Here is a 26,063-nt window from a genome sequence, read left to right as displayed (position 1 = left end):
CTAGTGTCCTATTTTGATTTTAATTGACTATAAAGATCAAGAGGTCGTCTGAAAAGTGCGTAGCGGGTTTTGCTGAAGCGGTTTCAGACGACCTTTTAGCTGACCTCACGTTAGAAAGGCAAAATCATGAAAACCCTGATCCCCACCCTTATGACTGCAATCATTCTGACCGCCTGTACTTCGCCTGCTGAAAAACCGCAGCCGTCCCAACCTGTCACGTCGTCTGAAAAACCATCCGAACCGCGTCAAGCGTCAACGCCGGCTTTGGCAGCGAAATGGTTTGTGGTTTCTTTCGACAAATTCACCGAAAAAGATTTGGCGGGCAGAACGGCTTTTTTGGATTTGAGCAAAATGCCCAAGGCGCATGGCAAGATGGGTTGCAATCATTTGACGCTTCAAGCGCAGGAAGCCGGAGCGGGCAAAATTGATTTTGGTCCGATTGCCACGACGATGATGCTGTGTGAAGACATGAAGCTGGAAGAGGCTTTCTTGAACATGAAAAGCGTGTGGAACTATCGTTTCGACGGCAATGATTTGATTTTGGAGCAAAACGGCAAGACCATGCGCCTGCGCCGTCAGCCGTAAAATTTGAGTTTCAGTTCCGCTTCAAGGTCGTCTGAAAACCGGACAATCAGGTTTTCAGACGACCTTTCGTCAAGCGAACGGGTATAATATAGTGGATTAAATTTAAATCAGGACAAGACCGACGAAGCCGCAGACAGTACATATAGTACGGAACCGATTCACTTGGTGCCTCAGCACCTTAGAGAATCGTTCTCTTTGAGCTAAGGCGAGGTAACGCCGTACTGGTTTAAAGTTAATCTACTATACCTTCCATTTTCCATCCCGCACACACAAGGAATCCCATTATGGCAGCCTCGCCCGAAGCCAAGTTTACCGAAGAAAAAGTCTTGTGGATTAAACACCATACGCCCAAACTGATGACTTTTGCCATCAGCCGCCCTGAATCCTACCGCTTCTCGGCAGGACAGTTTTCGCGGCTCGGGTTTCGCGACGGCGAAGGCTTTATCTGGCGCGCGTATTCCGTCGTGTCCGCCGAATACGCCGACACGCTCGAATATTTTGCCGTCTTGATCGAAGGAGGCCCCATGTCCGCGCGGTTTGCCGCCATGAAAGAGGGCGACACCATCCTGCTCGATAAAACCGCTACGGGCTTCCTCCTGCCCGAACGCTTCCCCGACGGCAAGGACTTGGTCATGCTCTGCACCGGTTCGGGCATCGCGCCTTTCCTCTCCATCATCGAGCAACCCGAAATCTGGCAGCGTTTCGACCGCTTGATTTTGGCGCACTCGGTTTCTTTCGCCGATGAACTGATTTTCAGACGACGTGTTGAAGCGTTGAAAGACCATCCGCTGATTGGCGAATATTTCCACAAATTCCGCTTCGTCCCCATTACCACGCGCGAGGAAACCGAAGGCGCGTTGAGCGGCAAGCGCATTCCCGAACTGCTGAAAGACGGCAGCCTCGAAACATACGCGGGATTCAAGTTCACCAAAGCGGATACGCGCTTTATGGTCTGCGGCAATCCCGCCATGGTCAAAGACACATTCCAAGCCCTGATGGACTTGGGCTTCGCCATGCACCGCAACCGCATCCCGGGCGAAATTATGATGGAAAACGGGTTTTGAGCCCTCTGAAAACGAAAGGATTTTCCTTGTCCAAACGCAACATTTTCCCCGTCGACAAATCTTTGGAGCAACCCGAACGCGTGATGCTGGTCGGGGTGATGTTGAGCGCGGATTATTCGGGCGCGAACGAAGTGCGCGAGCGGACTTTTCAGACGACCTTGGACGAGGCGGCGGAATTGGTCGCGGCGGCAGGCGGCGAGCTGGTGTTGCGGGAAACCGCCAAGCGCGACAAGGCGCATACGGCTTATTTCGTCGGCACGGGTAAGGCGGAAGAGCTGGCGGCGGCGGTGAAGCTGCACGACATCGGCTTGGCGGTGTTCAACCATGAATTGACGCCGACGCAGGAGCGCAATTTGGAGAAAATCCTGCAATGCCGCGTCCTCGACCGCGTGGGTCTGATTTTGGCGATTTTTGCCAAACGCGCCCAATCGCAGGAAGGTAAATTGCAGGTGGAGCTGGCGCAGTTGAACCATTTGAGCGGGCGGCTGGTGCGCGGCTACGGGCATTTGCAGAGCCAGAAGGGCGGTATCGGTCTGAAAGGGCCGGGCGAGACGCAGTTGGAAACCGACCGCCGCTTGATCGGGCAGAAAATCACGGCGTTGAAAAAACAGTTGGCGCAAGTGAAAAAACAACGTGCCACGCGCCGCAAATCGCGGATGGAGGGTCGTCTGAAAACCTTTGCCATCGTCGGCTATACCAACGCGGGCAAATCCAGCCTGTTCAACCGTCTGACCAAGGCGGACGTGTTGGCGAAAGACCAGCTTTTTGCCACGCTGGATACGATGGCGCGGCGTTTGTTCCTGTCGCACGAGGCGGGCGTGATTCTGACGGATACGGTCGGTTTCGTCCGCGATTTGCCGCACAAGCTGGTGTCGGCGTTTTCGGCGACGCTGGAGGAAACGGCTTTGGCGGATGTGTTGCTGCACGTCGTTGATGCGTCCAATCCCGATTTCGAGCGGCAGATGGACGATGTGAATGTGGTTTTGGAGGAAATCGGCGCGCATGAAGTGCCGCAGCTTGTCGTGTACAACAAAATCGACCTGCTGCCGGAAGGCGTGCGCGATGCGGGCGTGTTGCGGGACAATTCGGGACGCGCCGTCGGTGTGAATATTTCGGTGACGAAAAGTCTGGGCTTGGACGCTTTGCGCGAGGCGATGATTGAACGGGCGTTGGAAAACGGCGGCAAGGGGTCGTCTGAAAACTGCGAAGCCGAATAAAAACAGGATGTTTTGACTGCTGTTGTTTCTCAATGGGAAGGGAGGCGGGGCGGATTTCGATTTCAATCCGGTGTATTTGCCGCCGTGTGTTTCAAAAGGTCGTCTGAAAAATAAAGGCCGTTTGGAAAACAAAGATAAATCAGGGAGGGTTTATCTTTATTTCCAAACGGCCGTTTAAAGGGTTTACCGCTTAGAAAGGAAGGAGGCGGCGTTTTTTCATAACGTTTTCGTAAATCATCCATGCCGCCAAGCTCAGGTAGGCGACGCTGGACAGGATGCCGATAACGGCAAAAATAGGTAGCAGGCGGTCAATCATGATGTTTTCCCGAGTAAGTAGTTAATGGAAATTTTTGTGTAAAAGCGTAATGTTTTGTGTTTTTTACCGCACTGTTTGTACGGAATATGCGCATAGTATGCAGCTTCAAATTGAGTCGGTCAACAAAAATGTAGTGCGTTTTTTCAAAAAAGTTCCATTTTTACATTAAAATAATCGGTAAATTCGCACGATATGCGGTATCAGAACGTAACCGTTCGTCTGTTGATGAGCGGTTATATTATTGAAAAATATAAATAAAAGTAATAAAAATATGCAAATTGTTTTAAAATAAACGTTTTGTAAAATATTTTTAAAAATCTGCTAAAAAGCGACACTTTAATAAAGTTTACATTTCTAAACATTTTAAATCCAAGTTTGAAACGGCAAACCATCTGCCGGCACACCATCAGGCACATATTATGAATCAAACGGAAAGAACCTGTTTCCATTGCGGTCTGGAAGTCCCCGAACACCTCCATTTGACCGTCCGCTACGAAAATGAAGACCATGAAACCTGCTGCGCGGGTTGTCAGGCGGTGGCGCAGAGCATTATTGATGCAGGTTTGGGCAATTATTACAAACAACGTACCGCCGACGCGGAAAAATCCGAACTGCCGCCGCCGGAAGTGTTGTCGCAACTGAAATTGTACGATTTGCCCGAAGTGCAGGCGGATTTTGTCGAGGTCGGGGAAGGTGATGAACGCGAGGCGGTGTTGATGCTGGGCGGCATTACTTGCGCGGCGTGCGTATGGCTGATTGAGCAGCAGCTTTTGCGGACGGCGGGCGTGGTGCGCGTGGATTTGAATTACAGTACGCACCGCTGCCGCGTGGTGTGGGACGAGGGCAAAATCGCGCTGTCGGACATTCTTTTGAAAATCCGCAAAACGGGTTATACCGCCGCGCCTTATGATGCGCAAAAAGTCGAGGCGCAGGCGCAGAAAGAGCGCAAACAGTTTATCGTCAGGCTGGCGGTGGCGGGTTTGGGCATGATGCAGACGATGATGTTTGCCGTGCCGACTTATCTTTACGGCGGCGATATCGAGCCGCTGTTTTTGGAAATCCTGCACTGGGGCGGCTTTTTGATGGTGCTGCCCGTCGTGTTTTACAGTGCGTTGCCGTTTTACCGCGGCGCGTGGCGCGATTGGAAAAACCGCCGCGTCGGCATGGATACGCCGATTGCGATTGCGGTCGTGATGACCTTTGTCGCGGGTATTTACAGCCTTGCCGTCAATGCGGGGCAGGGGATGTATTTCGAATCCATCGCCATGCTGCTGTTTTTCCTGCTGGGCGGGCGGTTTATGGAACAAATCGCAAGGCGCAGGGCGGGGGATGCGGCGGAGCGGCTGGTGAAACTCGTTCCTGCATTCTGCCACCGCCTTCCGTCTTATCCCGACAGCGAGGAAATCGAAGAAGCGGCGGTTGTACAGCTTCAGGCGGGCGACGTGATCGTCGTCAAACCCGGCGAAGTCATTCCTGTGGACGGCACGGTGTTGTCCGGCGAGAGCGAAGTGGACGAAGCCATGCTGACGGGCGAGAGCCTGCCCGTCGTCAAAAGGTCGTCTGAAAACGTTACCGCAGGCACGCTCAATACGGGCAGCCCGCTTGTTATCCGAACCGACCGCACCGGCAACAACACGCGCCTGTCGCACATCGTCAAACTGCTCGACCGCGCGCTCGCCCAAAAACCGCGCGCCGCCGAGCTTGCCGAGAAATACGCTTCCAGCTTCGTGTTTGGCGAGCTGCTGCTTGCCATCCCCGTTTTCATCGGCTGGGCATGGTATGCCGACGCGCAAACCGCCTTGTGGATTACCGTAGCGCTGCTGGTTATTACCTGCCCGTGCGCACTTTCGCTTGCCACGCCGACCGCGCTTGCCGCCTCCACAGGCGCGCTTGCCGACGACGGCGTGTTAATCAGCGGCAAACAAAGCCTCGAAACGCTCGCGCAAATCGACGATGTCGTGTTCGACAAAACCGGCACGCTGACCAAAGGACAACTGTCCGTCAGCCGAATCATCCCCTTAGGTCGTCTGAAAACAGCAGAAGCGCTTGCCGCCGCACAAGCCTTGGAACATCAATCCGAACACCCCATCGCCCGCGCCATCTTGAACCACACGCTTTCAGACGACCCCGCCCATGCGCCCGAATACACAGTTTCCCAACGCGTCAACCGCATCGGACAAGGAGTCAGCGCGCAAATGACTTATAAAGACGAAACCCAAGTTTGGGCATTGGGACGCGCCGATTTCGTCGCCGGAATAGCCGGCGTGTTGCCTGGCCAAGCCGCCAACATCGAATACGCAGGCAGCATGGTGTTCCTCGGCAACCAAAGCGGCTTCCAAGCAATCTTCCTACTCGAAGACCAAATCAAAGACAGCGCCGCCGCCATGCTCGACATCCTCAAACAACAAGGCATCCGCACCCACCTGCTCAGCGGCGACCGCACCAATGCCGTCGCACAAGTCGCGCAGGAGCTCGGTTTGGACACCTACCGCGCCGAAGCCACGCCCGAAGACAAACTCGCCTATGTTGAAGACTTGCAGAAACAGGGCAGAAAAGTTTTGATGGTCGGCGACGGCATCAACGATGCCCCTGTCCTCGCCCAAGCCGACGTATCCGCCGCCGTTGCAGCAGGCGCCGATGTCGCACGCGACGGCGCCGATCTGGTCTTGCTCAACGACGATTTGAACATCCTGCCCGCCACCATTGCCCAAGCCCGCCGCACACGCGAAATCATCCGCCAAAACCTCGCCTGGGCAAGCGCATACAACATCATCGCCGTCCCACTTGCCGTACTAGGCTACGTCAAACCCTGGATCGCCGCATTGGGCATGAGCCTCAGCTCGCTGTTTGTAGTGGGCAATGCGTTGAGGCTGTTGAAGAAGAGGAAATAGGTGGTTTGGAGAGGAAGGTCGTCTGAAAAACCGGATTTGGGGTTTTCAGACGACCTTGGTTGCAACTTATTCAAACAAAACTTATTCCGCCAATTCGGTTTGCTGGTGCGACATGAGTTCTTGTCCGACATCGGTCAGGAGGTTGAGGTAACGCTCGTACTGCTTGAGGATGTCGGCGATGAGTTCGCGGCGGTTCATGTATTGCACGTCGTAGCCGCTGCGGCCGTCGAAGAAGTAGGTGTAGGGCTCGTAGGTGACGTTGTGGCGGATGTGCGGGAGGTGGCCGTCTTTGATAAGCTGTTCGGACACTTCGCGCTTGATGGTTTTAATGCCGTACATGAAGTCGCGCAGGGACTCTTTGTGGATGGTGAATTCGACAGCGGGCTCTTCGCGGTCGAAGTGGGTTTGGATGTCGACGCTCAGGCTGTATTTGTCGGACAACTCTTCGCTCAGTTCGCGCATGGCGGGCAGGGCGGTGGTTTTGAGGAATTTGAGGATGTCTTGTTCCTGCGTTTGGTTCAGCATACGCTCGAGCCTGTCCTGCCAGTTGTCGCCGCTCCAATAGACGCTGGAGGGGGTGACGGCGGTCGTGAAGTATTTGTGGTCGGCGTTTAATCCGCGCCATAGGCTGAAACACATGATCAGCATGAGCAGGGCGAAAGGCAGGGCGACGATGAGGGTCATGGTTTGCAGGGTGGGCAGTCCGCCGAAGCGCAAAAGGACGATGGCAGCGGCAGACATCAACAGCCCCCACATCACTGCCTGCCAGCGCGGGGCGGCCACGCTTTTGTCGCGGGAGGCGATGTTGTTGAGGACGTAAATGCCGGAGTCGGCGGAGGTGATGAAGAAGAGGGCGATCACCATGAGGCTGACAAGCCCTGTGAGGGTCGGCAGGGGGAGGTATTCGAGGAAGCGGAAGAGGAGTTTTTCGGGTGTGCCGGTCAATTCGCCCAATGCGCCTGCTGCGGTGTGGTCGTTAATCCAGATGGCGGTGTCGCCGAAAATGGTGAACCAGATGACGCAGAATAGGGAGGGAACCGCCAAAACGCCGAAAATGAATTCGCGTATGGTGCGTCCGCGCGAGATGCGGGCGATGAAGAGTCCGACGAAAGGCGCCCAAGAACACCACCATGCCCAGTATAAGATGGTCCAGCCGCCGAACCATTCGGTATGGTTTTGTTCGTAGCTGTATGTTTTGAAACTGAGTTGTACGAGGTTGCTCAGGTAAGTGCCGAGGTTGTCGTTGAAGGCGGAGAGCAGGTGGAGGGTCGGGCCGGTGGCGAGGACGAAAACCATCAGTACAAAAGCAAGGGTCAAGTTCATCTCGCTCAACATTTTGACGCCTTTGCCTATGCCGGAGGCGGCGGAGGCGACCGCCAAACCCATGACGGCGAAAATCACGATGGTTTGTACGGAAAAGGTGTTTTCGCTTATCCAGCCGATTTGTGCCAAGCCCGCACCCAACTGCGCCGCGCCGAAACCAAGCGTGGTAATGATGCCGAACAGGGTGGCGACCAGCGCAAGTATGTCGATGATGTCGCCTGCCTTACCGTCGATTTTCTCTTTCAACAGCGGATAAAAGCAGGAACGCAGAGAAAGCGGGAGTTTGTAGCGGAAAGCGAAATAGGCGAGCGCCAACGCCATGGCGGCGTAAACCGACCAGGCATGTACGCCCCAGTGGAAGAGAGTGTGGAGCAACGCGTCCTGCTGCCTTGCGCCGCTGCCGCCTTCGGTGATGGGGGACAGATAATGGGTGAGCGGTTCGGCGACACCGAAAAACATCAATCCGACGCCCATACCCGCCGCGAACAGCATGGCGAGCCAAGACCAAAAGCTAAATTCAGGCTCTTCTTCGTTGCTGCCCAGCTTGATGTTGCCGAAGCTGCTGACCGAAAGTGCGAGCAGGAAGAAGAAGAAGGCTGAAAACGCCAAGATGTAAAACCAACTGAAGTTTTTGAAAATGCCCGTTTTGGCGGCATTGAGGACGGTTTCTGCCTGCTGCGGAATCAAAAGCGCGATGCCGATGACCAGCAGCACGAAGGACAGCGTAACGGAAACGACGAAGGGATTGAACGAAGAGCGGTTGCGTAAGAAATGAAATAAAGACAAACCTTGACCTCCTTTGGGGTGGTGAGGCAGGCGGATACGGGCGCAAGGCTGTATATGGTTGATTAACAAAAACTAGGAATAAAACGTGGTCTGTCGGACAGGGTCCGAGACTTTCCCGATTTTTGGTAATCCACTATAAAACGCAGACAAAAAACGAATGGCGTTTAAACCGTCCTGCCGGATGAAAAACAAGGGAAAAAGAGAGTAAAAACGCACAGATGAATGAGCCGTAATGAGGGCCGGGTGAGACAAAATGGATGATGATTATTTCTTTGTTTGAAGGAATAATAACAAAATCAGGGGATTGTTTCAAATTGGGAAAGATTGTGCGAAATTTCAGCAGGATTTTATTGCTGATGAAAACAGGGGGAAGGTCGTCTGAAAGCTGCGAAACCGATTTTCAGACGACCCGTCCGTATGCCGTAGCCTCTCAAAATCGGGTATGATTCCCCCTTTCAAATCAGGAGCCTGACTATGCAGACCCAAGCCGTTATCCGCCATATTGCCGACTGGCTGAAAAACTATGCCGCCGCCGCACACGCCAAAGGGTTTGTCGTCGGCGTTTCCGGCGGTATCGATTCCGCGGTCGTTTCCGCCATCGCGGCACGGACGGGGCTGAAGGTTCTGCTGCTTGAAATGCCCATCCGCCAAAAAGCCGACCAAGTCAGCCGCGCGCAGGAACACATCCGCCGGTTGGAGCAGGCGTTTCCCAACGTCAGCGGGATGCGCGTGGATTTGACGCCGACTTTCGATACCTTTGCCGCCGATGTCGAGGTCGATGAAACCGAGTTCCCCGCCAAACAGCTTGCGCTTGCCAACGCCCGCAGCCGCCTGCGGATGCTGACGCTTTATTATTACGGTCAGCTAAACGGTTTGCTGGTTACCGGTACGGGCAACAAAATCGAAGATTTCGGCGTGGGCTTCTTCACCAAATACGGCGACGGCGGCGTGGACATCAGCCCGATTGCCGATTTGACCAAAACGCAGATTTATCAAATTGCCGGCGAACTGGACATCGCCGAGTCCATCCAAAAAGCCGTGCCGACCGACGGGCTTTGGGATACCGAGCGCACGGACGAAGAACAGATGGGCGCAAGCTATCCCGAACTCGAATGGGCAATGAGCGTTTACGGTACGCACCGTCCCGAAGATTTTGAAGGCAGGCAGCGCGAAGTCTTGGAAATCTACGCCCGCCTGCACAAAGCCATGCAACACAAAGTCAATCCGATTCCCGTCTGCAAAATCCCCGAAGAGATGCTGAAATAAACAAGGGGTCGTCTGAAAACGGTTTTCAGACGACCTTTTCAAAACAAAGAGGGTTGAAATCGTCAAACATTGCTCCAAAATATCGAATGTGCTTACAGCAGGTTGCATAAATTACCCGAACTTATCAAACCCGCCGTTTTGTGTAAAAATACCGCAATGGAAAAAATTACTCACCAAAATCTACATCCCTTACTTTCCAAAAGCCTGACCGACACCGATTTCGTCCTTATCCTCAACGCCTTAATCAAATTCCTGCGGCGCGGCGGCAAAAAACAGGCGGCAGAACGCTTCGACCTGATTATCGCCACGCTCAAACAAGACGAAGAACTTGCAATAAATTTCAGCGGACGCTTCTACCACTGGCTCTCGCAAGTCCACATCTATCCCGCGCTGATCAAACTCGGCATCTTCTCGCGCCACAGCTTTACCCGCGAGATGGGCATACGCATCTACGAACGCTTCAGCCCGTCCTACAAAGACTTTGCCAACCTGCGTGAAGTGTTCCTCTACCTTTTCCACTCCGAAAACGACGACAAATGGCTGCAAACCCTCAGCATCCGCCAATGGTTGAGCCTGTACGACCTGATCCGCACCAGCGCCGATCCCGCCTTGCTGCAAAACGCCTGCCGCCAGTTGGTTGACGCCCGCCTGCGTGCCATCGAAATGCTGGCCATTTGGATTGCCTCCGAAGCCATCGAACCCGACCTCATCCGCATCGCCCCGCGCCTGCTCGAAGCCGATTCGCCCTTCGTCGCACTCCAGCGCGAAACCGCCAAACTGGTCGAACACTACCGCAACGACACCACCCCTTACGACACCGCCCACCTCGAAGTCATGTTCGACCAATGTTGCAGTCAAATCGACTATCTGCGCCGAAAAGGGACGGGCGCAGGTTCAGGCTCGTCCGTCAAAGTCGCCCACCTGCTCGAACGGCTCCAGCAGACCGTAGATCGCCTGAAACTGCTCACCGACATCCAAACCGATGCCGGCAACCGCAACCGCCTGACCATTACCCTGATGAACTCCCTCATCTACGCTGCGGTCGAGCAATACAGTACCCGCCACCTGCGCCGCAGCAGCATACGCATGCTCGCCCGCAGCATTACCGAAAACAAAAGCCACCACGGCGAGCATTACATCACCCGCAACCGCAAAGAATATTTCAAAATGTTCTACTCCGCGGCGGGTGGCGGCGTCATCATCGCCCTGATGGCATTGCACAAAATCCACATCGGCACACTCGGCTTCAGCCCCTTCGTTACCTCCTTGCTGTCAGGGCTCAACTACGGCATAGGCTTCATGCTCATCCATATGCTGCACTGCACCGTCGCCACCAAGCAGCCCGCCATGACCGCCGCCAGCTTCGCCGAACAAGTCGATCTCAACGAAGGCGGCAAAGCGGTGGACAACAAGCTCGCCAAGCTCCTTATCGACGTATGCCGCTCCCAAAGCGTCGCCGTCTTCGGCAACGTTTCCATCGCCATCCTCTTGGCGTGCGCCATATCGTTCGGCTATGCCCATCTGCACCAACAGCCCATACTCGATGCCCACACCACCGCCTACCAGTTCAAATCCATAGACATTATCGGTCATCCAACGCTATGGTATGCCGCCATCGCAGGCTTGTGGCTGTTCTGTTCCGGCATCATCGCAGGCTTCTTCGACAACCGTGCCGACTACCTCAACCTGCGCCAACGCCTGCCCTTCAATCCCTTGTTGCGCAAAATCATGCGCCCCAAACCCCGCCGCGTCCTCGCCGCCTACATTCACAAACACTACGGCTCGCTGGTCGGCAACTTCATCTTCGGTATGCTCTTGGGCATGACCGGCTACTTCGGACACCTCCTCGGTCTGCCGCTGGACATCCGCCATGTTGCCTTCTCATCCGCCAACCTAGGCTACGCCGCTGTCAGCGGCAACGTCGGCTTTGGTACATTCATGCTCGGCATTTGCAGCGTCCTCGCCATCGGCTTGGTCAACCTCATCGTCAGCTTCACCCTCGCCCTCTTCGTCGCCCTGCGCTCGCGCGGCACGAAAATCGGCAGCGTCGGCAATTTGTGCAAAAGCTTCTGGCAGCAGATTAAGGCAAACCCGCTGATCTTGTTTTTCCCGGTTACGCCGGTTCAGACAGATAAAGACGGCGGGAAAGATACTGCCAAAGAGGGTGAGGACAAACACTAGCTTACGAGAAAAGCACTTGCCTTTATCCTGACTCAAGTCTTCCATTCGAATGGATACAAAAAGGTCGTCTGAAAACCAAAAATCCGGTTTCAGACGACCTTTCTTCATTTCAATACGCTTATTTTTCCATTTTCAAGCCGAAGTGCAGGTAGGCGCGTTCGGTGGCCATTCTGCCGCGCGGGGTACGTTGCAGGAAGCCTTGTTGGATGAGGTAGGGTTCGATAACGTCCTCGATGGTGTCCGTGGATTCGCCGATGGCGGCGGCAACGTTGTCAAGACCGACGGGACCGCCGCTGAATTTGTGCAGGATGGCTTCGAGGAATTTTCTGTCCATGACGTCCAAACCTTGCGCGTCGACATCCAGCATACTTAAAGCGGCATCGGCAATGGCGGCATCAATTACGCCGTTGTTTTTCACATCGGCAAAATCGCGGACGCGGCGCAGCAGGCGGTTGGCGATGCGGGGCGTGCCGCGGCTGCGCTTGGCGACTTCCATCGCGCCTTCTTCGCCCATATCGAGTTGCAGTAATTGCGCGGAACGGCTGACGATGGTGGCAAGGTCTTGATTTTGATAAAACTCCAAGCGGGCAACGATGCCGAAGCGGTCGCGCAGAGGGTTGGTCAGCATACCTGCACGGGTGGTTGCGCCGACGAGCGTGAAGGGCGGCAGGTCGATTTTGACGGAACGGGCGGCAGGGCCTTCGCCTATCATGATGTCGAGCTGGTAGTCTTCGAGCGCGGGGTAGAGGATTTCTTCGACGACGGGGCTGAGGCGGTGGATTTCGTCGATAAACAATACGTCGTGCGGCTCGAGATTGGTCAGAAGGGCGGCAAGGTCGCCGGCGCGTTCGAGGACGGGGCCGCTGGTTTGGCGCAGGTTGACGCCCAGCTCTTTGGCGATGATGTACGCCAGCGTGGTTTTGCCCAGTCCGGGCGGGCCGAAGAGCAGGGTGTGGTCTAGGGCTTCGCCGCGTTTTTTGGCGGCTTGGATAAAGATGGCGAGCTGTTCTTTGGCTTTGTCTTGCCCGATATAGTCGTCCAGCGTTTTAGGGCGCAGGGCGCGCTCGAACAACTCTTCCTGCGAGGAGATGCTTTGGGCGGTGATGATGCGCTGGGGCTGGGCGGCGGTCAGGTTGTCGGTTTGCAGCATGGGTTTTCCGGTGGGTTCGGGGTCGTCTGAAAAGCGGTTTGCTGTTTTCAGACGACCTTTTTGAAAGGGATTCAGCCGCGTGTTTCGCGCCAAACGAGGTAATCGCGCAGGGGCGGCATGGGTGGGTTGATGCAGTGGGGGCAGATGCCTGTGGTGTCTTCGTCGTCGCTGTCGATGTGGTAGGCGTTGGGATCGAAGCGCACTTGCTGCATCACTGCCTGCGCCAATGCCTGCGCCTGAACGACGTCGAAGGTGAATTTTTCGAGGATTTCGTTCAGCAGGCGGATTTCGCCTTCGCTGAATTCTACGCTGTGTTTGAGGATGAGGCGTTGATAATCTTCGTTGTTGATTTTGGGCAATAAATCGGTCTGAATGGTCATGATTTTTATGGGTGTAACGAAATAGCTGAGAGGCAGATTATAGCGGATATGGCGGCGGCTGTTTCAAAGGTCGTCTGAAAGTTGACGGGCTTTAGCGGATGCTGGGATAAACCTGTTCAATTCAGTATTGATTATCTGAGCATCACGGCTGTCAAAAAAATCGCCGATAAGTATGGTTTTTTCCTGATAATCGAAAGACCATGCGCCTTGTTTGCATTTTTGGATATGTAAGATATTGGGGATATCGTTTTTTGGTTGTTTTATACCATTTTGGTAGTAGTTTTTGTTTGGGTACTCAGCTTCCCTTCCTCTTGCAACAGGAGCTTTGGGAATATTGTCACGAAACTGCCATTCGGAAATTTCTGATAGCGGAAAACTACGCCAACGTCCAATGGAGAACAAGGTGTATCCATGAGACAGGGTATGGTTACGGATCTTGATGTTTTCACGTACGAAAAGTTGCCAGAGAAGGCTGTAAACCAGTGAGCCGACTAGGTAGAAAGTAAAAAGTATATGGATAAGAATTATTATTGGATCAGTGAAATAATGCTCTTCAAGGTAAAACGGCGCGATGCATGTAATAGCAAAGGAAAATATAAGAAATAGAGCGGTAAAACCGATTTCCTGAGAGTCATGTACAACACGAGCAGACACAGTAATGCCGTCGGGCGCGCGTTCGATTTTATAACGTGAAGATGTCATTAAGAGCTTCCTATTTTTCTGTCTTATACGCTTTTTGCAAAGGAGCAATTTCTGCCAACCGCGCCCGGTCGATTTCTTCGGCGATAAGGTGCGCTTTTTCCTGCGCGCGGCATTCGGCGGCGATTTTGCCCGAATCCACTTGGTTGGCGGCTTCGAGCAGGGCGAGCCAGTGCGCGCGTTGCGGGTAGGGGGAGTTTTCGCGGTTCAGACGACCTTGTGTATCGGCAATGCAGACATTTAAAGCGGCGGCGAAGCGTTCGGGTCGTCTGAAAGCGTCGGTTTTTTTCAAAACGGTTAAGATGGTTTTGTTTTTGAATTGCCCGACTTGGTGGAACATGATGTGCCAACGGCAGACAAGTTCGGCAAGCTCGGCGCATTGTCTCGGCGCGCGCAGCCGCTGATTGACTTTGCGCACGGGTTCGACGCCTGCGAGGTCGTGTCCGTGGTGTTTGGGTAGGATTTCGGGCGGGGTTTTGGCTTTGCCCAAATCGTGCAGCAGGGCGGCGTAGCGTTCGGGCAGGCTCAGCCCCATATCGGCGGCGCGTTGCAGCGTCATCAGGGTATGGATGCCGCTGTCGATTTCGGGATGATAGTCGGCGCGTTGCGGCACGCCGAAGAGGGCATCGACCTCGGGCAGCAAAACTTTGAGCGCGCCGCATTCGCGCAATACTTCAATCATCCTTCGGGGATTTTTTTCCATCAAACCTTTCGCCAATTCCTGCCAGACGCGCTCGGCGACTAATGCGTCCGCTTCACCGTTTTCTACCATCTGCCGCATCAGTTTCATGGTTTCTTCGGCGATTTCAAACCCGTAGCGCGCGGCAAAGCGGGCGGTGCGCAGGATGCGGACGGGGTCTTCAGCAAAGGCGGGGGAAACGTGGCGCAAAATACCTGCCGCCAAATCCTGTTGTCCGCCGAAAGGGTCGATGATGAGGTCGTCTGAATCCTGCGCCATCGCGTTGATGGTCAGGTCGCGGCGCATCAAATCCTGCTCCAGCGTAACGTCTTTGTCGGCGTGGAAACTGAAACCGGCATAGCCCTTGGCAGTTTTGCGTTCGGTGCGGGCGAGGGCGTATTCTTCGTGGGTGTCGGGGTGGAGGAACACGGGAAAATCTTTGCCGACCGGCTGGAAGCCTTGCGTCAGCATGGTTTGTGCGTCAGCGCCGACGACCACCCAGTCGCGGTCTTTGACGGGCAAGCCCAAAAGATAATCGCGGACGGCGCCGCCAACGAGGTAGGTTTTGATGGTGTGTGTTTTCTGAGTCATTGAATTGGTCTTGGGTAACAATCAGAATGTATAGTGGATTAACTTTAAACCGGTACGGCGTTGCCTCGCTTTAGCTCAAAGAGAACGATTCTCTAAGGTGCTGAAGCACCAAGTGAATCGGTTCCGTACTGTCTGTACTGTCTGTGGCTTCGTCGCCTTGTCCTGATTTAAATTTAATCCACTATATTGAAGCTTGGTCAGATGGGCATCCTGTCTGCCATCATGTGAATAAAGGTCGTCTGAAAAACGGTTTGGCGAAATCCGCTGTTTATGGTAGCGAAACGCGTTGCACTCGTTTTCAGACGACCTTGTGGCAAAACGTAAGGTTTATTTTGCCGCTTTGTTGCTGTCGATAATCTTCAGTCCGGCTGAAACCAGGCTGCCGATGTCGGCGATGTTGGCAGGCATAATCAGCGTGTTGCTTTCTTTTGCCAAATTGCTGAAGGCGGCGACATATTGCTCGGCAACTTTCAGGTTGACGGCTTCTGAGCCGCCCTCTGAGCGGACTGCCTCGGCGATTTTGCGGATGGCGTCGGCGTTGGCTTCGGCAACCAGACGCAGGGCTTCGGCTTCACCTTGTGCGCGGTTGATGCGGGCGATTTTTTCACCGTTTGACGCGTTGATGGCGGCTTGCGCTTCACCTTCAGACTGTTGGATTTCCGCTTCGCGCTGACCGCTAGCAAGGTTGATTTGCTCGATTTTGCGGCCTTCGGATTCGGCGATGCGGGCGCGTTTTTCACGTTCGGCGGTAATTTGCGCCTGCATGGAACGCAGGATTTCTTGCGGCGGAACCAAGTCTTTGATTTCGTAACGCAATACTTTCACACCCCATGCACCTGCCGCTTCGTCGAGCGCGGAAACGACGATGCTGTTGATTTCGTCGCGCTCTTCAAACGTTTTGTCCAACTCCATGCGGCCGATAACCGAACGCAGCGTGGTTTGGGCAAGCTGGGTAATCGCCATAATGTAGTTGCTGGAGCCGTAAGAAGCGAGTTTCGGGTCGGTTACTTGGAAGTAGATGATGCCGTCAACGGTAAGCTGGGTATTGTCGCGGGTGATGCAGACTTGGCTGGGAACGTCCAAAGGCACTTCTTTGAGCGAGTGGCGGTAGGCGACGCGGTCAACGAAAGGAATCAGGATGTTCAGACCGGCAGTCAGCGCATTGTGAAATCTGCCGAGGCGTTCGACGACGTAAACTTCCTGCTGTGGCACGACGATAAAGGCTTTGAAGCCGAAAATTACAACGACAAGCAACAGGATGACGGGGAAACTGTATAAAAATTCCATTGTTTTTTCCTTATGCGGTGAGAGCAAAAATTAATATTAATAGGTGAATATTTTCAGGAAGGGTAATTAATTCGCCCATGATGCTCCTTTCGATTTTATCAATCAATTTAAACGAATGAGTAAAACATTACCGTTTTTACCGGTAATCACGGCAGTAGAGGTCGTCTGAACGGCATCGGCATTTTCAGCCTGCGCCTGCCAGTACGTTCCCCGATACGAAACTTCATAGCAATCGCCGTGAAGGCGGCGGAGGATTTGAACGGTCTGTCCGATGTCCAAATCATCGTTCAATTCTTGGCGGGGCGTAGTTTTTTTGAATTTACTGTGTACCACCCAGATACCGACGGCGGACAAAACGGCTGCCGCAGCGACGGCAATCGAAGTATTACCGGTCAGCCCATACACCAATCCTGCGCCAAACAAAGCCGCACTGACAACCAAGAGATATACAGTACCGACAAACAGCTCGACAATCAGGACGGCGGCAGCGGCAATAAACCAAGTGGTCATGCGGGATTCCTTTCATTATCAATGTAAATGTATAGGGACAGGCTTCATCATAGCCGTATCGCAGGTAATATTCAAACGGCTTTGACTCGGGAAAGGTCGTCTGAAAACGGGGAAGGCCGCTTTCAGACGACCTTTACTTCATACGAACCTCAATCCTCTTTTTTCTCCAACGCGGCAAAGGCGGCCTTCATGGTCGGGTTTTTGCGCACTAATTTTTTGACGGTCAGGTCGGTCGCTTTGTTGTTGGCGAGGCGCAGGTTGTTTTCCGAAGAGAGCAGGGCTTCTTTGGTTTTTTGCAGGTGGCTGATGGTTTTGTCGATTTCGTCAATGGCGGTTTGGAACTTGCGGCTGGCGAGTTCGTAATTGCGGGCGAAATCGGTTTTGAACTTGTCCAAGTCTTCTTCAAAGTGCGTGATGTCGATGTTTTGCGCGCGCATTTGTGCCAATTCTTGTTTGTATTTCAATGAATTGAGCGCGGCGTTGCGCAACAGGGAGACGATGGGGATGAAAAACTGCGGGCGCACGACGTACATTTTCGGGTAGGCGTAGGACACATCGACGATACCGTTGTTGTAGAGTTCGCTGTCGGCTTCCAAGAGTGAGACGAGTACAGCGTATTCGCAGTTTTTTTCTCTGCGGTCTTTGTCCAACTCTTTGAAAAAGTGTTCGTTTTTCTTTTTGGTGGCGGTTTCGTCGTTTTCGTTTTTCATCTCGAACATGATGGAGATGATTTCGTTGCCTTCTTCGTCGGTTTCGCGGTAGATGTAGTCGCCTTTGCTGCCGGTTTTGGCGTCGTTGTCCTTGCAGAAAACGGCTTGTGGAAAGGCGGTGGTGCGGATGCGGTTGAATTCGGTTTCGCAGTGCTGCTCGAGGCTTTCGCCTATCATTTTGGTGGACTGTCTGGCTTTGAAGTCTTTGTAGAAGGCGATGGTTTCATCTTTTTGTTTGAGTTCGGCTTCGTATTTTTCGCGCAGGCTTTGTTTTTCCAACTGGTTTTCTTTGGATTGCAGCATGAGCTGCGTGTTCAAATTGCCCAATTCGCGCTCTTTTTCGGCAACGGCTTTGGTGATTTCCAGCTCTTTTTCCATGTTTTTCGCCGTTTCCAGCGATTTTGCCTGCGCCTTCAGTTCGGCAATCAATTTATCTTGCTCGGCAATTTGCGCTTTCAGACGACCTTCAATCTCGGCGGCGGCAAGTTTGCTGTCTTTTTCGTAGGCGTTGATTTGGTTGGATAGGGCGGCGATTTCGTGGTTTTTGTCGGCTAGGATTTTGTCGAACTGATTTTGCGCCTGCGCTTGGGCAAGCTGCATATCGCTTTGAAACTGCATCTGCGCCTGTTGCAGGCGCTCGTGGATTTCGGTTTGAAATTCTTGGGTGCGGACTTGGTTCAGGATGTCGGCGTAACTGGCTTCGTTGACGGTAAACGCGGTGTGGCAGTGCGGGCATTTGATTTCGTGCATGGCGGGTTTCCCTTTTGTTTGAGAGTGGGATTTTAGCAGAAAGGTCGTCTGAAAACCCTTGCGGGTTTTCAGACGACCTCGTCGCTTTAAATTCAATCGCAAGCTACGTTGCCGACATCAAGACTGAAATCGTGAAACTCGTTGAGCGTGCTGCGGTGGCCGATGCTGATGATGATGCTCTGCGGCAGTTTTTGCTTTAAGGAGCGGTAGAGCAGGGCCTCGGTCGGTTCGTCCAAGGCGGCGGTGGCTTCGTCAAGCAGGATGACTTTGGGTTGCGAGAGCAGGGCGCGGACGAAGGCGACGCGTTGCAGTTCGCCGGGGGAGAGTTTATGTTGCCAGTCGTCGGTTTTGTCCAGTTTATCAATCAGATAACCTAAGCGGCAGGTATTCATGGCTTCGGCTAGTTCGGGATGCTGTTTGTCGATGTCGGGGTAACAAATCGCGTCGCGCAGGCTGCCTTGCGCCGTGTAGGGGCGTTGCGGCAGGAAGAGGATGTCTTGATGCGGCGGACGGCTGACTTTGCCGCTGCTGCCGAACGGCCAAAGCCCCGCCAGCGCGCGCAGCAGCGAGGTTTTGCCGCAACCGCTCGGGCCGCGTATCAGCAGGGAATCGCCGCTTTTGAGGTTGACGTTGATGCCGCTCAACAGGATTTCGCCGTTGTGGCGGAACAGGGCGACGTTTTCCAGCGAGAGGTCGTCTGAAACTTCGGTAATGTCGGGTTGTTGTGCGCTGTGGTGTTCTTCCGTACTCAGTAAAAAGCCGTACAGACGCTCCAGTCGGGCGCGGTAGGCGGTAAATTTGTTGTAGAACATCCGAAAGAAGGACAGGGCGTTTTGCAGTCGGGCGAAGGCTTGGACGGTCTGCTGGATGTCGCCGATTTTGATTTGCCCGGCAAACAGGCGCGGGGCTTGCAAAATAATGGGGAAGAGCTTGATTCCGTTGGTAAACATATCGTTAAAGCCGCTCAAGCAGACGCTTTGGCGGGCGATGCGCCAACGGTTGCGGATGATGGCTTTGAAGCGGTCGGCAAGCTGGTCGTGTTCGTGTTGTTCGCCGCTGTAAAACGCCACGCTTTCGGCGTGGTCGCGCACGCGGATGAGGGAATAACGATAGTCGCCGTTGAGTTTTTCGTTTTCATAGTTGTAACGAATCAAAGGGTTGCCTATCCACATGGCGATAAAGGTCGCCAAAATCACAAACATATAGACAAACCAAACGATGCCGTGCGGAATGTCGATGTCAAATACGGTCAGGATGCCCGCCAAGCCCCACAAAACAACGGCAAATTCCAGCGAGGTAACGACCGAATTGACCATGCCGCGTACAAATTCTATGGTCGAGGCGATGAAATCCTGCGCGTCTTGTTGGATACGCTGGTCGATATTGTCCGGCGCATGGCGGCGCATTTGCAGGCGGTAGTAGTTTTTGTCGGCAAGCCAGCGCGTTGTCAGCACTTCATTGAGCCGCTCCGACCATTTAATCGCCAAGCCTTGATCGAGAAAGTCGTTGACGACGTTGTTAAATGCCCGCACCAACACCACGCCCGCGTTCATCGCTGCAAACATCCAAAACGCGGAGGCGTTTAAATCCTGCATCGAGTCGTAAAGCCCTTTGGACATAAAGGTACTCAATACATTCAGCCGCACTTCGGTCAGCAGCAGCGCAATCATCGCCGTAATCAGCAGCAATACTTTGACCGCGCTTTTCGGCGTCAGGCACAGGCGCAGGATATAGGCAAACTCACGCCCGAAGCGCGTTTCGCGTGCCAAAAACAGAATTACCGCCGAGGAGGCGGCGACCATCAATAAGGTCTGTAACAGCCAAGACGGCGTGGAATAAAGCTCGATTTGCCATTTTTGCATGTGCGTTGTCTCTTGAGGCAGGCAGCGGGCAGGGGTCGTCTGAAACCCGGATTCTCCGCTTAATAAAATAATTTACAATTACTATGGAAAAAGTTTTGATTTATGTTGTATTTTTGTTTTTACAAATAGTTATCATCACTTTTTATAGAAAAGCAGAATGTTATCAAATATAATTCCGCAGCAAAATTACTTTGTGATTTTTAACGCTTATTGCAACAAAAATAACCCACCTCAGAGACAGAAGGAATCTATGAACAGCAAATTAGCCCTGATGCCGCTTTTGATTATGAGCGCGTTTTCTTATGCCGCCGATGAAGCGACGCCCGAAGCCCCAGTGCAACAGCAGTTGCAGGAAGTCCATGTCCGCGCCGACGCCAAACGCGTCAAAGCCGCCCGCTCTTACTCCATCGCCAGCGACGGCGACTTGCGCGACCGCGTAAATTTGGGCGTATTGGGCAAAGCTAATGCCTTTACCGCGCCGATTACCGTCGTCAACTACGACGAACAAGCCCTCAACAACACCGAATCGCGTACTTTAGTGGATGCCGTAGCGAAAAAAGACGCTTCCGTTTGGCAGTTCGGCGGCGAAAGCAACACATTGACCGGCTTGTATTTCCGCGGTTATCAGCTTGATGCGCGCCAATTCAGCGTCAACGGTTTGGCAGGTATGTACGGCACGCAAGGCACAGCCAGCGTACATGTCGGCTCCGCGCAATTGATTAAAGGCGCGTCCACCGCCGTAAACGGCATGGACCCCGAAGGCGCGGTATCCGGCTCCGTCAATATCGAAACCAAAAAAGCCGCCGATGAAGGCAACCGCAAAATCGGTCTGGGCTGGTTCAGCAACAACCGCGCACAAGGCACATTCGACTTGGGTCAACGTTTCGGCGAAAACAAAGAATTCGGCGTGCGTGCCAACGGCAAACTGCGCCACGGCGACACCCCGCGCCACGGTTACAGCGAAGACAACAAAGAATTTGCCTTAAATGCCGACTACCGCGGCGAAACACTGCGCGTGGCGTTCGACTCCATCTACGCCAAACGCAAAACCAACGGCGGCCGCGCGCGTATGCAGGACATTCAAAACGCCAACGGACGCTTGTTTGCCGCACCTGAAGGCAAAGTGAATCTGGCGCCGAGCTGGCAGGCTCAAAATACGCGCGGTCAAACGAATATGCTGACTTTCGAATGGGATGCATTTGAAAATGCCCAAATTACAGGCGGTATCGGCTACAACAATGCACGTTATTACGGTAATTTCGCCTCTCCTACCGTCACAAGCAGCGGTTTGACCTACAATTCAGGTCGCGCACGTTTGACCGACCAGCGTTTCAAAACGCTCAGTATGAATCTGACTGCTCGCGGCGAATTTGAAACCGGACCGGTAAGTCACAACTGGAGTGCCGCATTTGACCGTATCGACCGTAAACGCACCACTTATCAAGGCGCACGTCAAACACGAAGCAGCGTTATCGATCCGAGCCTTGATATTCCAACCCAGTTGGCAAAATTGGATTCCAACTTAGGAACGGCATGGAGTGCAACGCCTTCAGTGGACACCGTGATCAAAGTGAACAGTTTGGCGGTATCTGACACGCTTGGTTTTGCCGACAACAAATACCGACTCACTTTGGGCGGGCGTTTCCAAGCCGTCGAGCAGAAAAACAAATTAAACGGCCGCAAAGCGGATGCGAACCGTTTCAGCCCGATGTTGATGGCGGCATGGGTTCCGCAGCCTGATTTGGTGGTTTACGGAAACTATATGGAAGATTTGGAGCCGTCCAACATCCGTACCGATGAGGACGGTCATGTGACGATGGCAGATCCGCGCGTCAGCCGCCAATTTGAAGTCGGCGTACGCAAAAACTGGGGCGACTTTGTAACCACTTTAAACGCGTTCCAAATCAAACGTCCGGGCTACTGGCGCGGCAACACAACTTCAGGTACTGATTTCGCAGCGCGCAAAAATGCAGGCTTGGCTTATAGCGGTTCCGAGCAAGGCATGGAGCGCAGCCGCGGTATTGAGTTCAATACCTATGCCAACTTGTTGAACAAAACCCTGCGTCCGACTTTCGGTCTGATGTATCTGCAATCGACCGTAAAAGATTATCCGAATTTCGCCGATAATTTGGTTAACGGCGTACAAGTCGCCAACCCGCGCGTGATTGCCAAAGCGGGCGTGGAATGGGACACCCCGTTTGCCGAAGGCTTGACGCTGAACGGCAACGTTTCGTACTTCGGCAAGTCTTATCAAGACACGCAAAAACAATACGCCTTCCCATCCTATACCTTGGTTGACGTAGGTGCGCGCTACAAAACCAAACTGGGTAAAAACACCCTGACCGTCAGCAGCTCGGTAGAAAACCTGTTCAACAAAAACTACTGGCAGGTACAGCGCGGCCAATACGACCGCAGCTTCGCCGTCGTCGGCATGCCGCGTACTTACTGGCTGAAAGCGGAATTGGATTTCTAATATCCTGATAGACCAACCGGCAAAGACAAAGGTCGTCTGAAAATCCCCAATCAGGGTTTTCAGACGACCTTTTATATCAAGGGATAAATAATCTGCTGTTGTTTCTATACTGATTTCAAGATTTATTAAACGAAAGTCGTCTGAAAGCCTTGATAGTTTTTCAGACGACCTCTCATTGTTTGGAACCAAACGCTTTCTCAAGCCTCCAAGTTTTTACGCCACAACACCAACAGCTTACCGATATGCTGAACCAGTTGCGCATCGACGGCTTCGCACAACGCATTGCAAATTTCAACGCGCTCGGCTCGGTCGTCGCCGAATACACGGACCTTGATTAACTCATGCGCCGTCAGGGCGGCATCGGTTTCTTTGATAACGGACTCGGTCAAACCTTGCTGTCCCACCATTACAACAGGATGAAGGTGATGGGCGCGGGCTTTCAATTCCAAAATTTCTTTGGTGCTTAATTTATTGTCAGTCATGTTCTAGTGCTTGAAAAGAAAGAATAATGCGGCATTGTACGCGATTTGGCGCAATCTCGGGGGAAAATAACGTACAATACGGCGTTTCTCTAAATCATTAAATAAATTATGGCAGTACGTTCAAAATCATCAAAAGCCTGGCTTCACGAACACGTCAACGATCATTACGTCCACATGGCGCAAAAAGACGGCTATCGCGCCCGCGCCGCATATAAACTGCTGGAAATCAATGAAAAAGACAAATTAATCAAACCCGGCACGGTTTTGGCGGATTTAGGCAGCGCACCGGGAAGCTGGTCGCAAGTCGCGGCAAAACTGGTCGGCAATTCAGGACGAGTGTTCGCATTGGATATCCTGCCTATGGATGAAATAGAAGGTGTTTCTTTTATTCAGGGCGACTTCAGGGAAGACGAAGTATTGGCGCAATTTGAAACCCTGCTGGACGCCCGTCCGCTAGACCTTGTAATTTGCGATATGGCACCCAATATGTCGGGTAACGCCGTAACCGACCAAGCCCGCAGCTTTTATTTATGTGAACTGGCTTTGGACTTTGCCGTCAATCATTTGAAAACGGGCGGCAGCTTTTTGGTGAAAGTATTTCAGGGAGCGGGCTATCAGGAATATATGGCAGCCATGCGTGAAATCTTCGGAACGGTGCAGACGCGCAAGCCTGAGGCATCGCGCAATCGTTCCAGTGAGATTTATTTATTAGGAAAAAATAAACGCTGACAATACAAGCAGCGTGTTTTAAAATCTTTCTTTCGTTTATCTTTATATCATGGAGCCTGGCTAAGTGGGGAATACCTTTAAGTCAATTCTGCTCTGGGTTGCTTTGTGCGTCGGCTTGATGGCTGCGTTCAATGCTCTGACCAGCAAGCAGGAAAACAAGCAGCAAATCGAATACTCTCAATTTATCCAACAGGTAAACAACGGTGAAGTAGCCAATGTCAATATCGAAGGCTCAGTCGTCAGCGGTTATCTGATTAAAGGCGAGCGTACCGATAAAACCTCTTTCTTCACCAATGCGCCTTTGGACGATAATTTGGTTAAAACGCTTTTGGACAATAAAGTCCGCGTCAACGTTATCCCCGAAGAAAAACCAAGCATGCTCGCCAGCCTGTTTTACAGCCTGTTACCGGTATTGCTGCTGATTGGCGCATGGTTTTATTTTATGCGTATGCAAAGCGGTGGCGGCGGTAAGGGGGGCGCATTCTCTTTCGGTAAAAGCCGTGCCCGTCTTCTGGACAAAGATGCCAACAAAGTTACCTTTGCCGATGTTGCCGGTTGCGATGAGGCAAAAGAGGAAGTGCAGGAAATCGTTGATTACCTGAAAGCTCCAAGCCGTTATCAAAGTTTGGGCGGACGCGTTCCGCGCGGTATCTTACTGGCAGGCAGCCCGGGTACCGGTAAAACTTTGTTGGCAAAAGCCATTGCAGGCGAAGCAGGCGTACCGTTCTTCAGCATCTCAGGTTCTGACTTTGTTGAAATGTTCGTCGGGGTCGGTGCAAGCCGCGTGCGCGATATGTTTGAACAAGCGAAGAAAAACGCCCCTTGTATCATTTTTATTGACGAAATCGACGCTGTCGGCCGTCAGCGCGGTGCCGGTTTGGGCGGTGGTAATGATGAGCGCGAACAAACCTTGAACCAGCTTTTGGTCGAGATGGACGGTTTTGAAAGTAATCAGACCGTTATCGTCATTGCCGCAACCAACCGTCCGGACGTATTAGATCCCGCCTTGCAACGTCCCGGCCGTTTCGACCGACAAGTGGTGGTTCCACTACCCGATATCCGTGGTCGTGAACAGATTTTGAAAGTACACGCAAAAAAAGTGCCTTTGGATGCATCTGTCGATTTGGGTTCTTTGGCCCGAGGTACTCCCGGTTTTTCCGGTGCGGATTTGGCTAACTTGGTTAATGAAGCCGCCCTGTTTGCAGGCCGTCGGAATAAAACCAAAGTCGACCAAAGCGATTTTGAAGATGCCAAAGACAAAATCTATATGGGTCCCGAACGCCGCAGCATGGTAATGCATGAAGATGAAAAACGTGCGACCGCTTACCATGAAGCAGGTCATGCGATTGTTGCCGAAAGCCTGCCGTTTACCGACCCGGTTCACAAAGTGACCATCATGCCGCGCGGCCGTGCACTCGGTTTGACTTGGCAGCTTCCCGAACGTGACCGTATCAGCATGTATAAAGACCAAATGCTGAGTCAGCTTTCCATCTTGTTCGGCGGTCGTATTGCCGAAGACATCTTCGTCGGCCGTATTTCCACCGGCGCGTCCAATGATTTCGAACGTGCTACGCAAATAGCGCGCGAAATGGTTACGCGCTATGGGATGAGCGATAAAATGGGCGTAATGGTTTATGCGGAGAATGAAGGCGAAGTGTTCTTGGGACGCAGCGTTACCCGTTCTCAAAACATTTCCGAAAAAACGCAACAAGATATTGATGCTGAAGTACGCCGTATTTTGGACGAGCAATATCAGGTGGCCTACAAAATCCTTGATGAAAACCGCGATAAAATGGAGACCATGTGTAAAGCCTTGATAGATTGGGAAACCATCGATCGTGATCAAGTATTGGAAATTATGGCAGGCAAACAACCTAGCCCGCCTAAAGATTACAGCCACAATATACGTCAGGATAATGCGGAACCATCCGAACCAGAGCCTAAACCTCAAACTGTTGCTCAGGAATCTGCTCCGATTGAGTCTTTTGAAGACTCGGGAAATAAATCATAAATATGGGAAACGGCAGCTTATTAAAGCTGCCGTTTTTATTTTAATATGATTGAGTGAACTGGGAAGGAGGGAACGTGTTGACGCCATCATTATTCAGACCGCCGGCAGCAAACAGCGTCAG

At 52.8% G+C, this 26,063-nt stretch carries 20 protein-coding genes; 9 read left to right on the top strand and 11 right to left on the bottom strand.

Features of this window, described 5'->3' with window-relative positions:
• Window positions 1-126 precede the first annotated feature (126 nt).
• The 3 genes from HMPREF2954_RS00410 to hflX all read left to right on the top strand — a co-directional run bounded on the left by HMPREF2954_RS00410 (window position 127) and on the right by hflX (window position 2,866).
• On the top strand, window positions 127-585 hold the full coding sequence (locus HMPREF2954_RS00410) for an META domain-containing protein (RefSeq protein ID WP_003777679.1): 459 nt from the start codon (window positions 127-129) through the stop codon (window positions 583-585).
• A gap of 284 nt (window positions 586-869) precedes the next feature.
• Window positions 870-1,649 carry a ferredoxin--NADP reductase gene (locus HMPREF2954_RS00405; protein ID WP_003759677.1) on the top strand — a complete coding sequence of 260 codons (780 nt, stop codon included), beginning with the start codon at window positions 870-872 and terminating at the stop codon, window positions 1,647-1,649.
• A 26-nt stretch (window positions 1,650-1,675) separates the two neighbouring features.
• Window positions 1,676-2,866: a GTPase HflX gene (hflX, locus tag HMPREF2954_RS00400; protein WP_045074710.1), complete on the top strand. Its 1,191-nt coding sequence runs from the start codon at window positions 1,676-1,678 to the stop codon at window positions 2,864-2,866.
• A 190-nt stretch (window positions 2,867-3,056) separates the two neighbouring features.
• Here hflX and HMPREF2954_RS13175 read toward each other — a convergent pair whose 3' ends face one another.
• On the bottom strand, window positions 3,057-3,182 hold the full coding sequence (locus tag HMPREF2954_RS13175; RefSeq protein ID WP_003742273.1) for a hypothetical protein: 126 nt from the start codon (window positions 3,180-3,182) through the stop codon (window positions 3,057-3,059).
• A 419-nt stretch (window positions 3,183-3,601) separates the two neighbouring features.
• On the opposite strand from HMPREF2954_RS13175, the gene HMPREF2954_RS00395 reads away from it, so the two are divergent.
• Window positions 3,602-6,073: a heavy metal translocating P-type ATPase gene (locus HMPREF2954_RS00395; RefSeq protein ID WP_045074708.1), complete on the top strand. Its 2,472-nt coding sequence runs from the start codon at window positions 3,602-3,604 to the stop codon at window positions 6,071-6,073.
• Between the two features lie 81 nt (window positions 6,074-6,154).
• On the opposite strand, the gene HMPREF2954_RS00390 is transcribed toward HMPREF2954_RS00395, so the two are convergent.
• Window positions 6,155-8,182, bottom strand: coding sequence for a BCCT family transporter (locus HMPREF2954_RS00390; RefSeq protein ID WP_070442606.1), 2,028 nt, complete (start codon window positions 8,180-8,182; stop codon window positions 6,155-6,157).
• A gap of 474 nt (window positions 8,183-8,656) precedes the next feature.
• Here HMPREF2954_RS00390 and nadE point away from each other — a divergent pair, with 474 nt between their 5' ends.
• Together nadE and HMPREF2954_RS00380 are read left to right on the top strand one after the other, a co-directional pair.
• Window positions 8,657-9,448, top strand: coding sequence for an NAD(+) synthase (gene nadE / locus HMPREF2954_RS00385; RefSeq protein WP_045074702.1), 792 nt, complete (start codon window positions 8,657-8,659; stop codon window positions 9,446-9,448).
• 156 nt (window positions 9,449-9,604) lie between these two features.
• Window positions 9,605-11,629: a site-specific recombinase gene (locus HMPREF2954_RS00380; protein ID WP_045074688.1), complete on the top strand. Its 2,025-nt coding sequence runs from the start codon at window positions 9,605-9,607 to the stop codon at window positions 11,627-11,629.
• Between the two features lie 118 nt (window positions 11,630-11,747).
• Here the strand turns inward: HMPREF2954_RS00380 and ruvB are convergent, their stop codons facing one another.
• The 8 genes from ruvB to HMPREF2954_RS00340 form a co-directional block, all read right to left on the bottom strand.
• Window positions 11,748-12,779 carry a Holliday junction branch migration DNA helicase RuvB gene (gene ruvB / locus HMPREF2954_RS00375; RefSeq protein WP_045074602.1) on the bottom strand — a complete coding sequence of 344 codons (1,032 nt, stop codon included), beginning with the start codon at window positions 12,777-12,779 and terminating at the stop codon, window positions 11,748-11,750.
• Window positions 12,780-12,850: 71 nt separating this feature from the next.
• Entirely contained in the window at window positions 12,851-13,159 is a 309-nt protein-coding gene (locus HMPREF2954_RS00370) for a hypothetical protein (protein ID WP_003756802.1), read from the bottom strand.
• Window positions 13,160-13,222: 63 nt separating this feature from the next.
• Entirely contained in the window at window positions 13,223-13,861 is a 639-nt protein-coding gene (locus HMPREF2954_RS00365; RefSeq protein ID WP_045074600.1) for a hypothetical protein, read from the bottom strand.
• A gap of 10 nt (window positions 13,862-13,871) precedes the next feature.
• Complete coding sequence (locus tag HMPREF2954_RS00360) at window positions 13,872-15,107, bottom strand: multifunctional CCA addition/repair protein (RefSeq protein WP_045074678.1); 1,236 nt, start codon at window positions 15,105-15,107, stop codon at window positions 13,872-13,874.
• Between the two features lie 348 nt (window positions 15,108-15,455).
• Window positions 15,456-16,415 carry an SPFH domain-containing protein gene (locus HMPREF2954_RS00355; RefSeq protein WP_045074597.1) on the bottom strand — a complete coding sequence of 320 codons (960 nt, stop codon included), beginning with the start codon at window positions 16,413-16,415 and terminating at the stop codon, window positions 15,456-15,458.
• Window positions 16,416-16,517: 102 nt separating this feature from the next.
• Window positions 16,518-16,925, bottom strand: a complete 408-nt coding sequence (locus HMPREF2954_RS00350) for an NfeD family protein (RefSeq protein WP_045074595.1) — start codon at window positions 16,923-16,925, stop codon at window positions 16,518-16,520.
• Window positions 16,926-17,074: 149 nt separating this feature from the next.
• The gene (locus HMPREF2954_RS00345) at window positions 17,075-18,385 is read right to left on the bottom strand and encodes a DUF2130 domain-containing protein (protein WP_045074593.1); all 1,311 of its coding nucleotides are present in this window, start codon (window positions 18,383-18,385) and stop codon (window positions 17,075-17,077) included.
• Window positions 18,386-18,477: 92 nt separating this feature from the next.
• Window positions 18,478-20,247: an ABC transporter ATP-binding protein/permease gene (locus HMPREF2954_RS00340; protein ID WP_045074590.1), complete on the bottom strand. Its 1,770-nt coding sequence runs from the start codon at window positions 20,245-20,247 to the stop codon at window positions 18,478-18,480.
• 250 nt (window positions 20,248-20,497) lie between these two features.
• On the opposite strand from HMPREF2954_RS00340, the gene HMPREF2954_RS00335 reads away from it, so the two are divergent.
• Window positions 20,498-22,720, top strand: a complete 2,223-nt coding sequence (locus tag HMPREF2954_RS00335; RefSeq protein ID WP_045074588.1) for a TonB-dependent receptor — start codon at window positions 20,498-20,500, stop codon at window positions 22,718-22,720.
• 197 nt (window positions 22,721-22,917) lie between these two features.
• Here the strand turns inward: HMPREF2954_RS00335 and yhbY are convergent, their stop codons facing one another.
• Complete coding sequence (yhbY, locus tag HMPREF2954_RS00330; RefSeq protein WP_019271240.1) at window positions 22,918-23,202, bottom strand: ribosome assembly RNA-binding protein YhbY; 285 nt, start codon at window positions 23,200-23,202, stop codon at window positions 22,918-22,920.
• Window positions 23,203-23,310: 108 nt separating this feature from the next.
• On the opposite strand from yhbY, the gene HMPREF2954_RS00325 reads away from it, so the two are divergent.
• Both HMPREF2954_RS00325 and ftsH read left to right on the top strand, forming a co-directional pair.
• Entirely contained in the window at window positions 23,311-23,931 is a 621-nt protein-coding gene (locus HMPREF2954_RS00325) for an RlmE family RNA methyltransferase (RefSeq protein WP_003762741.1), read from the top strand.
• A 64-nt stretch (window positions 23,932-23,995) separates the two neighbouring features.
• Window positions 23,996-25,942: an ATP-dependent zinc metalloprotease FtsH gene (gene ftsH / locus HMPREF2954_RS00320; RefSeq protein ID WP_049225349.1), complete on the top strand. Its 1,947-nt coding sequence runs from the start codon at window positions 23,996-23,998 to the stop codon at window positions 25,940-25,942.
• Window positions 25,943-26,063 lie beyond the last annotated feature (121 nt).

The organism is Neisseria sp. HMSC067H09 (assembly GCF_001814135.1).
Taxonomy (GTDB): Bacteria; Pseudomonadota; Gammaproteobacteria; order Burkholderiales; family Neisseriaceae; genus Neisseria.
Note: the sequence above shows the minus strand (reverse complement) of the source record. Positions and strands in the feature narration are given on the sequence as shown.

Coding starts and splice junctions, on each gene's coding strand:
- yhbY (WP_019271240.1), bottom strand. CDS start 23,202: ATGACTGACAATAAATTAAGCACCAAAGAAATTTTGGAATTGAAAGCC.
- HMPREF2954_RS00370 (WP_003756802.1), bottom strand. CDS start 13,159: ATGACCATTCAGACCGATTTATTGCCCAAAATCAACAACGAAGATTAT.
- HMPREF2954_RS00395 (WP_045074708.1), top strand. CDS start 3,602: ATGAATCAAACGGAAAGAACCTGTTTCCATTGCGGTCTGGAAGTCCCC.
- HMPREF2954_RS00350 (WP_045074595.1), bottom strand. CDS start 16,925: ATGACCACTTGGTTTATTGCCGCTGCCGCCGTCCTGATTGTCGAGCTG.
- HMPREF2954_RS13175 (WP_003742273.1), bottom strand. CDS start 3,182: ATGATTGACCGCCTGCTACCTATTTTTGCCGTTATCGGCATCCTGTCC.
- HMPREF2954_RS00335 (WP_045074588.1), top strand. CDS start 20,498: ATGAACAGCAAATTAGCCCTGATGCCGCTTTTGATTATGAGCGCGTTT.
- ruvB (WP_045074602.1), bottom strand. CDS start 12,779: ATGCTGCAAACCGACAACCTGACCGCCGCCCAGCCCCAGCGCATCATC.
- HMPREF2954_RS00410 (WP_003777679.1), top strand. CDS start 127: ATGAAAACCCTGATCCCCACCCTTATGACTGCAATCATTCTGACCGCC.
- HMPREF2954_RS00355 (WP_045074597.1), bottom strand. CDS start 16,415: ATGGAATTTTTATACAGTTTCCCCGTCATCCTGTTGCTTGTCGTTGTA.
- HMPREF2954_RS00365 (WP_045074600.1), bottom strand. CDS start 13,861: ATGACATCTTCACGTTATAAAATCGAACGCGCGCCCGACGGCATTACT.
- HMPREF2954_RS00340 (WP_045074590.1), bottom strand. CDS start 20,247: ATGCAAAAATGGCAAATCGAGCTTTATTCCACGCCGTCTTGGCTGTTA.
- HMPREF2954_RS00345 (WP_045074593.1), bottom strand. CDS start 18,385: ATGCACGAAATCAAATGCCCGCACTGCCACACCGCGTTTACCGTCAAC.
- HMPREF2954_RS00325 (WP_003762741.1), top strand. CDS start 23,311: ATGGCAGTACGTTCAAAATCATCAAAAGCCTGGCTTCACGAACACGTC.
- HMPREF2954_RS00405 (WP_003759677.1), top strand. CDS start 870: ATGGCAGCCTCGCCCGAAGCCAAGTTTACCGAAGAAAAAGTCTTGTGG.
- HMPREF2954_RS00380 (WP_045074688.1), top strand. CDS start 9,605: ATGGAAAAAATTACTCACCAAAATCTACATCCCTTACTTTCCAAAAGC.
- nadE (WP_045074702.1), top strand. CDS start 8,657: ATGCAGACCCAAGCCGTTATCCGCCATATTGCCGACTGGCTGAAAAAC.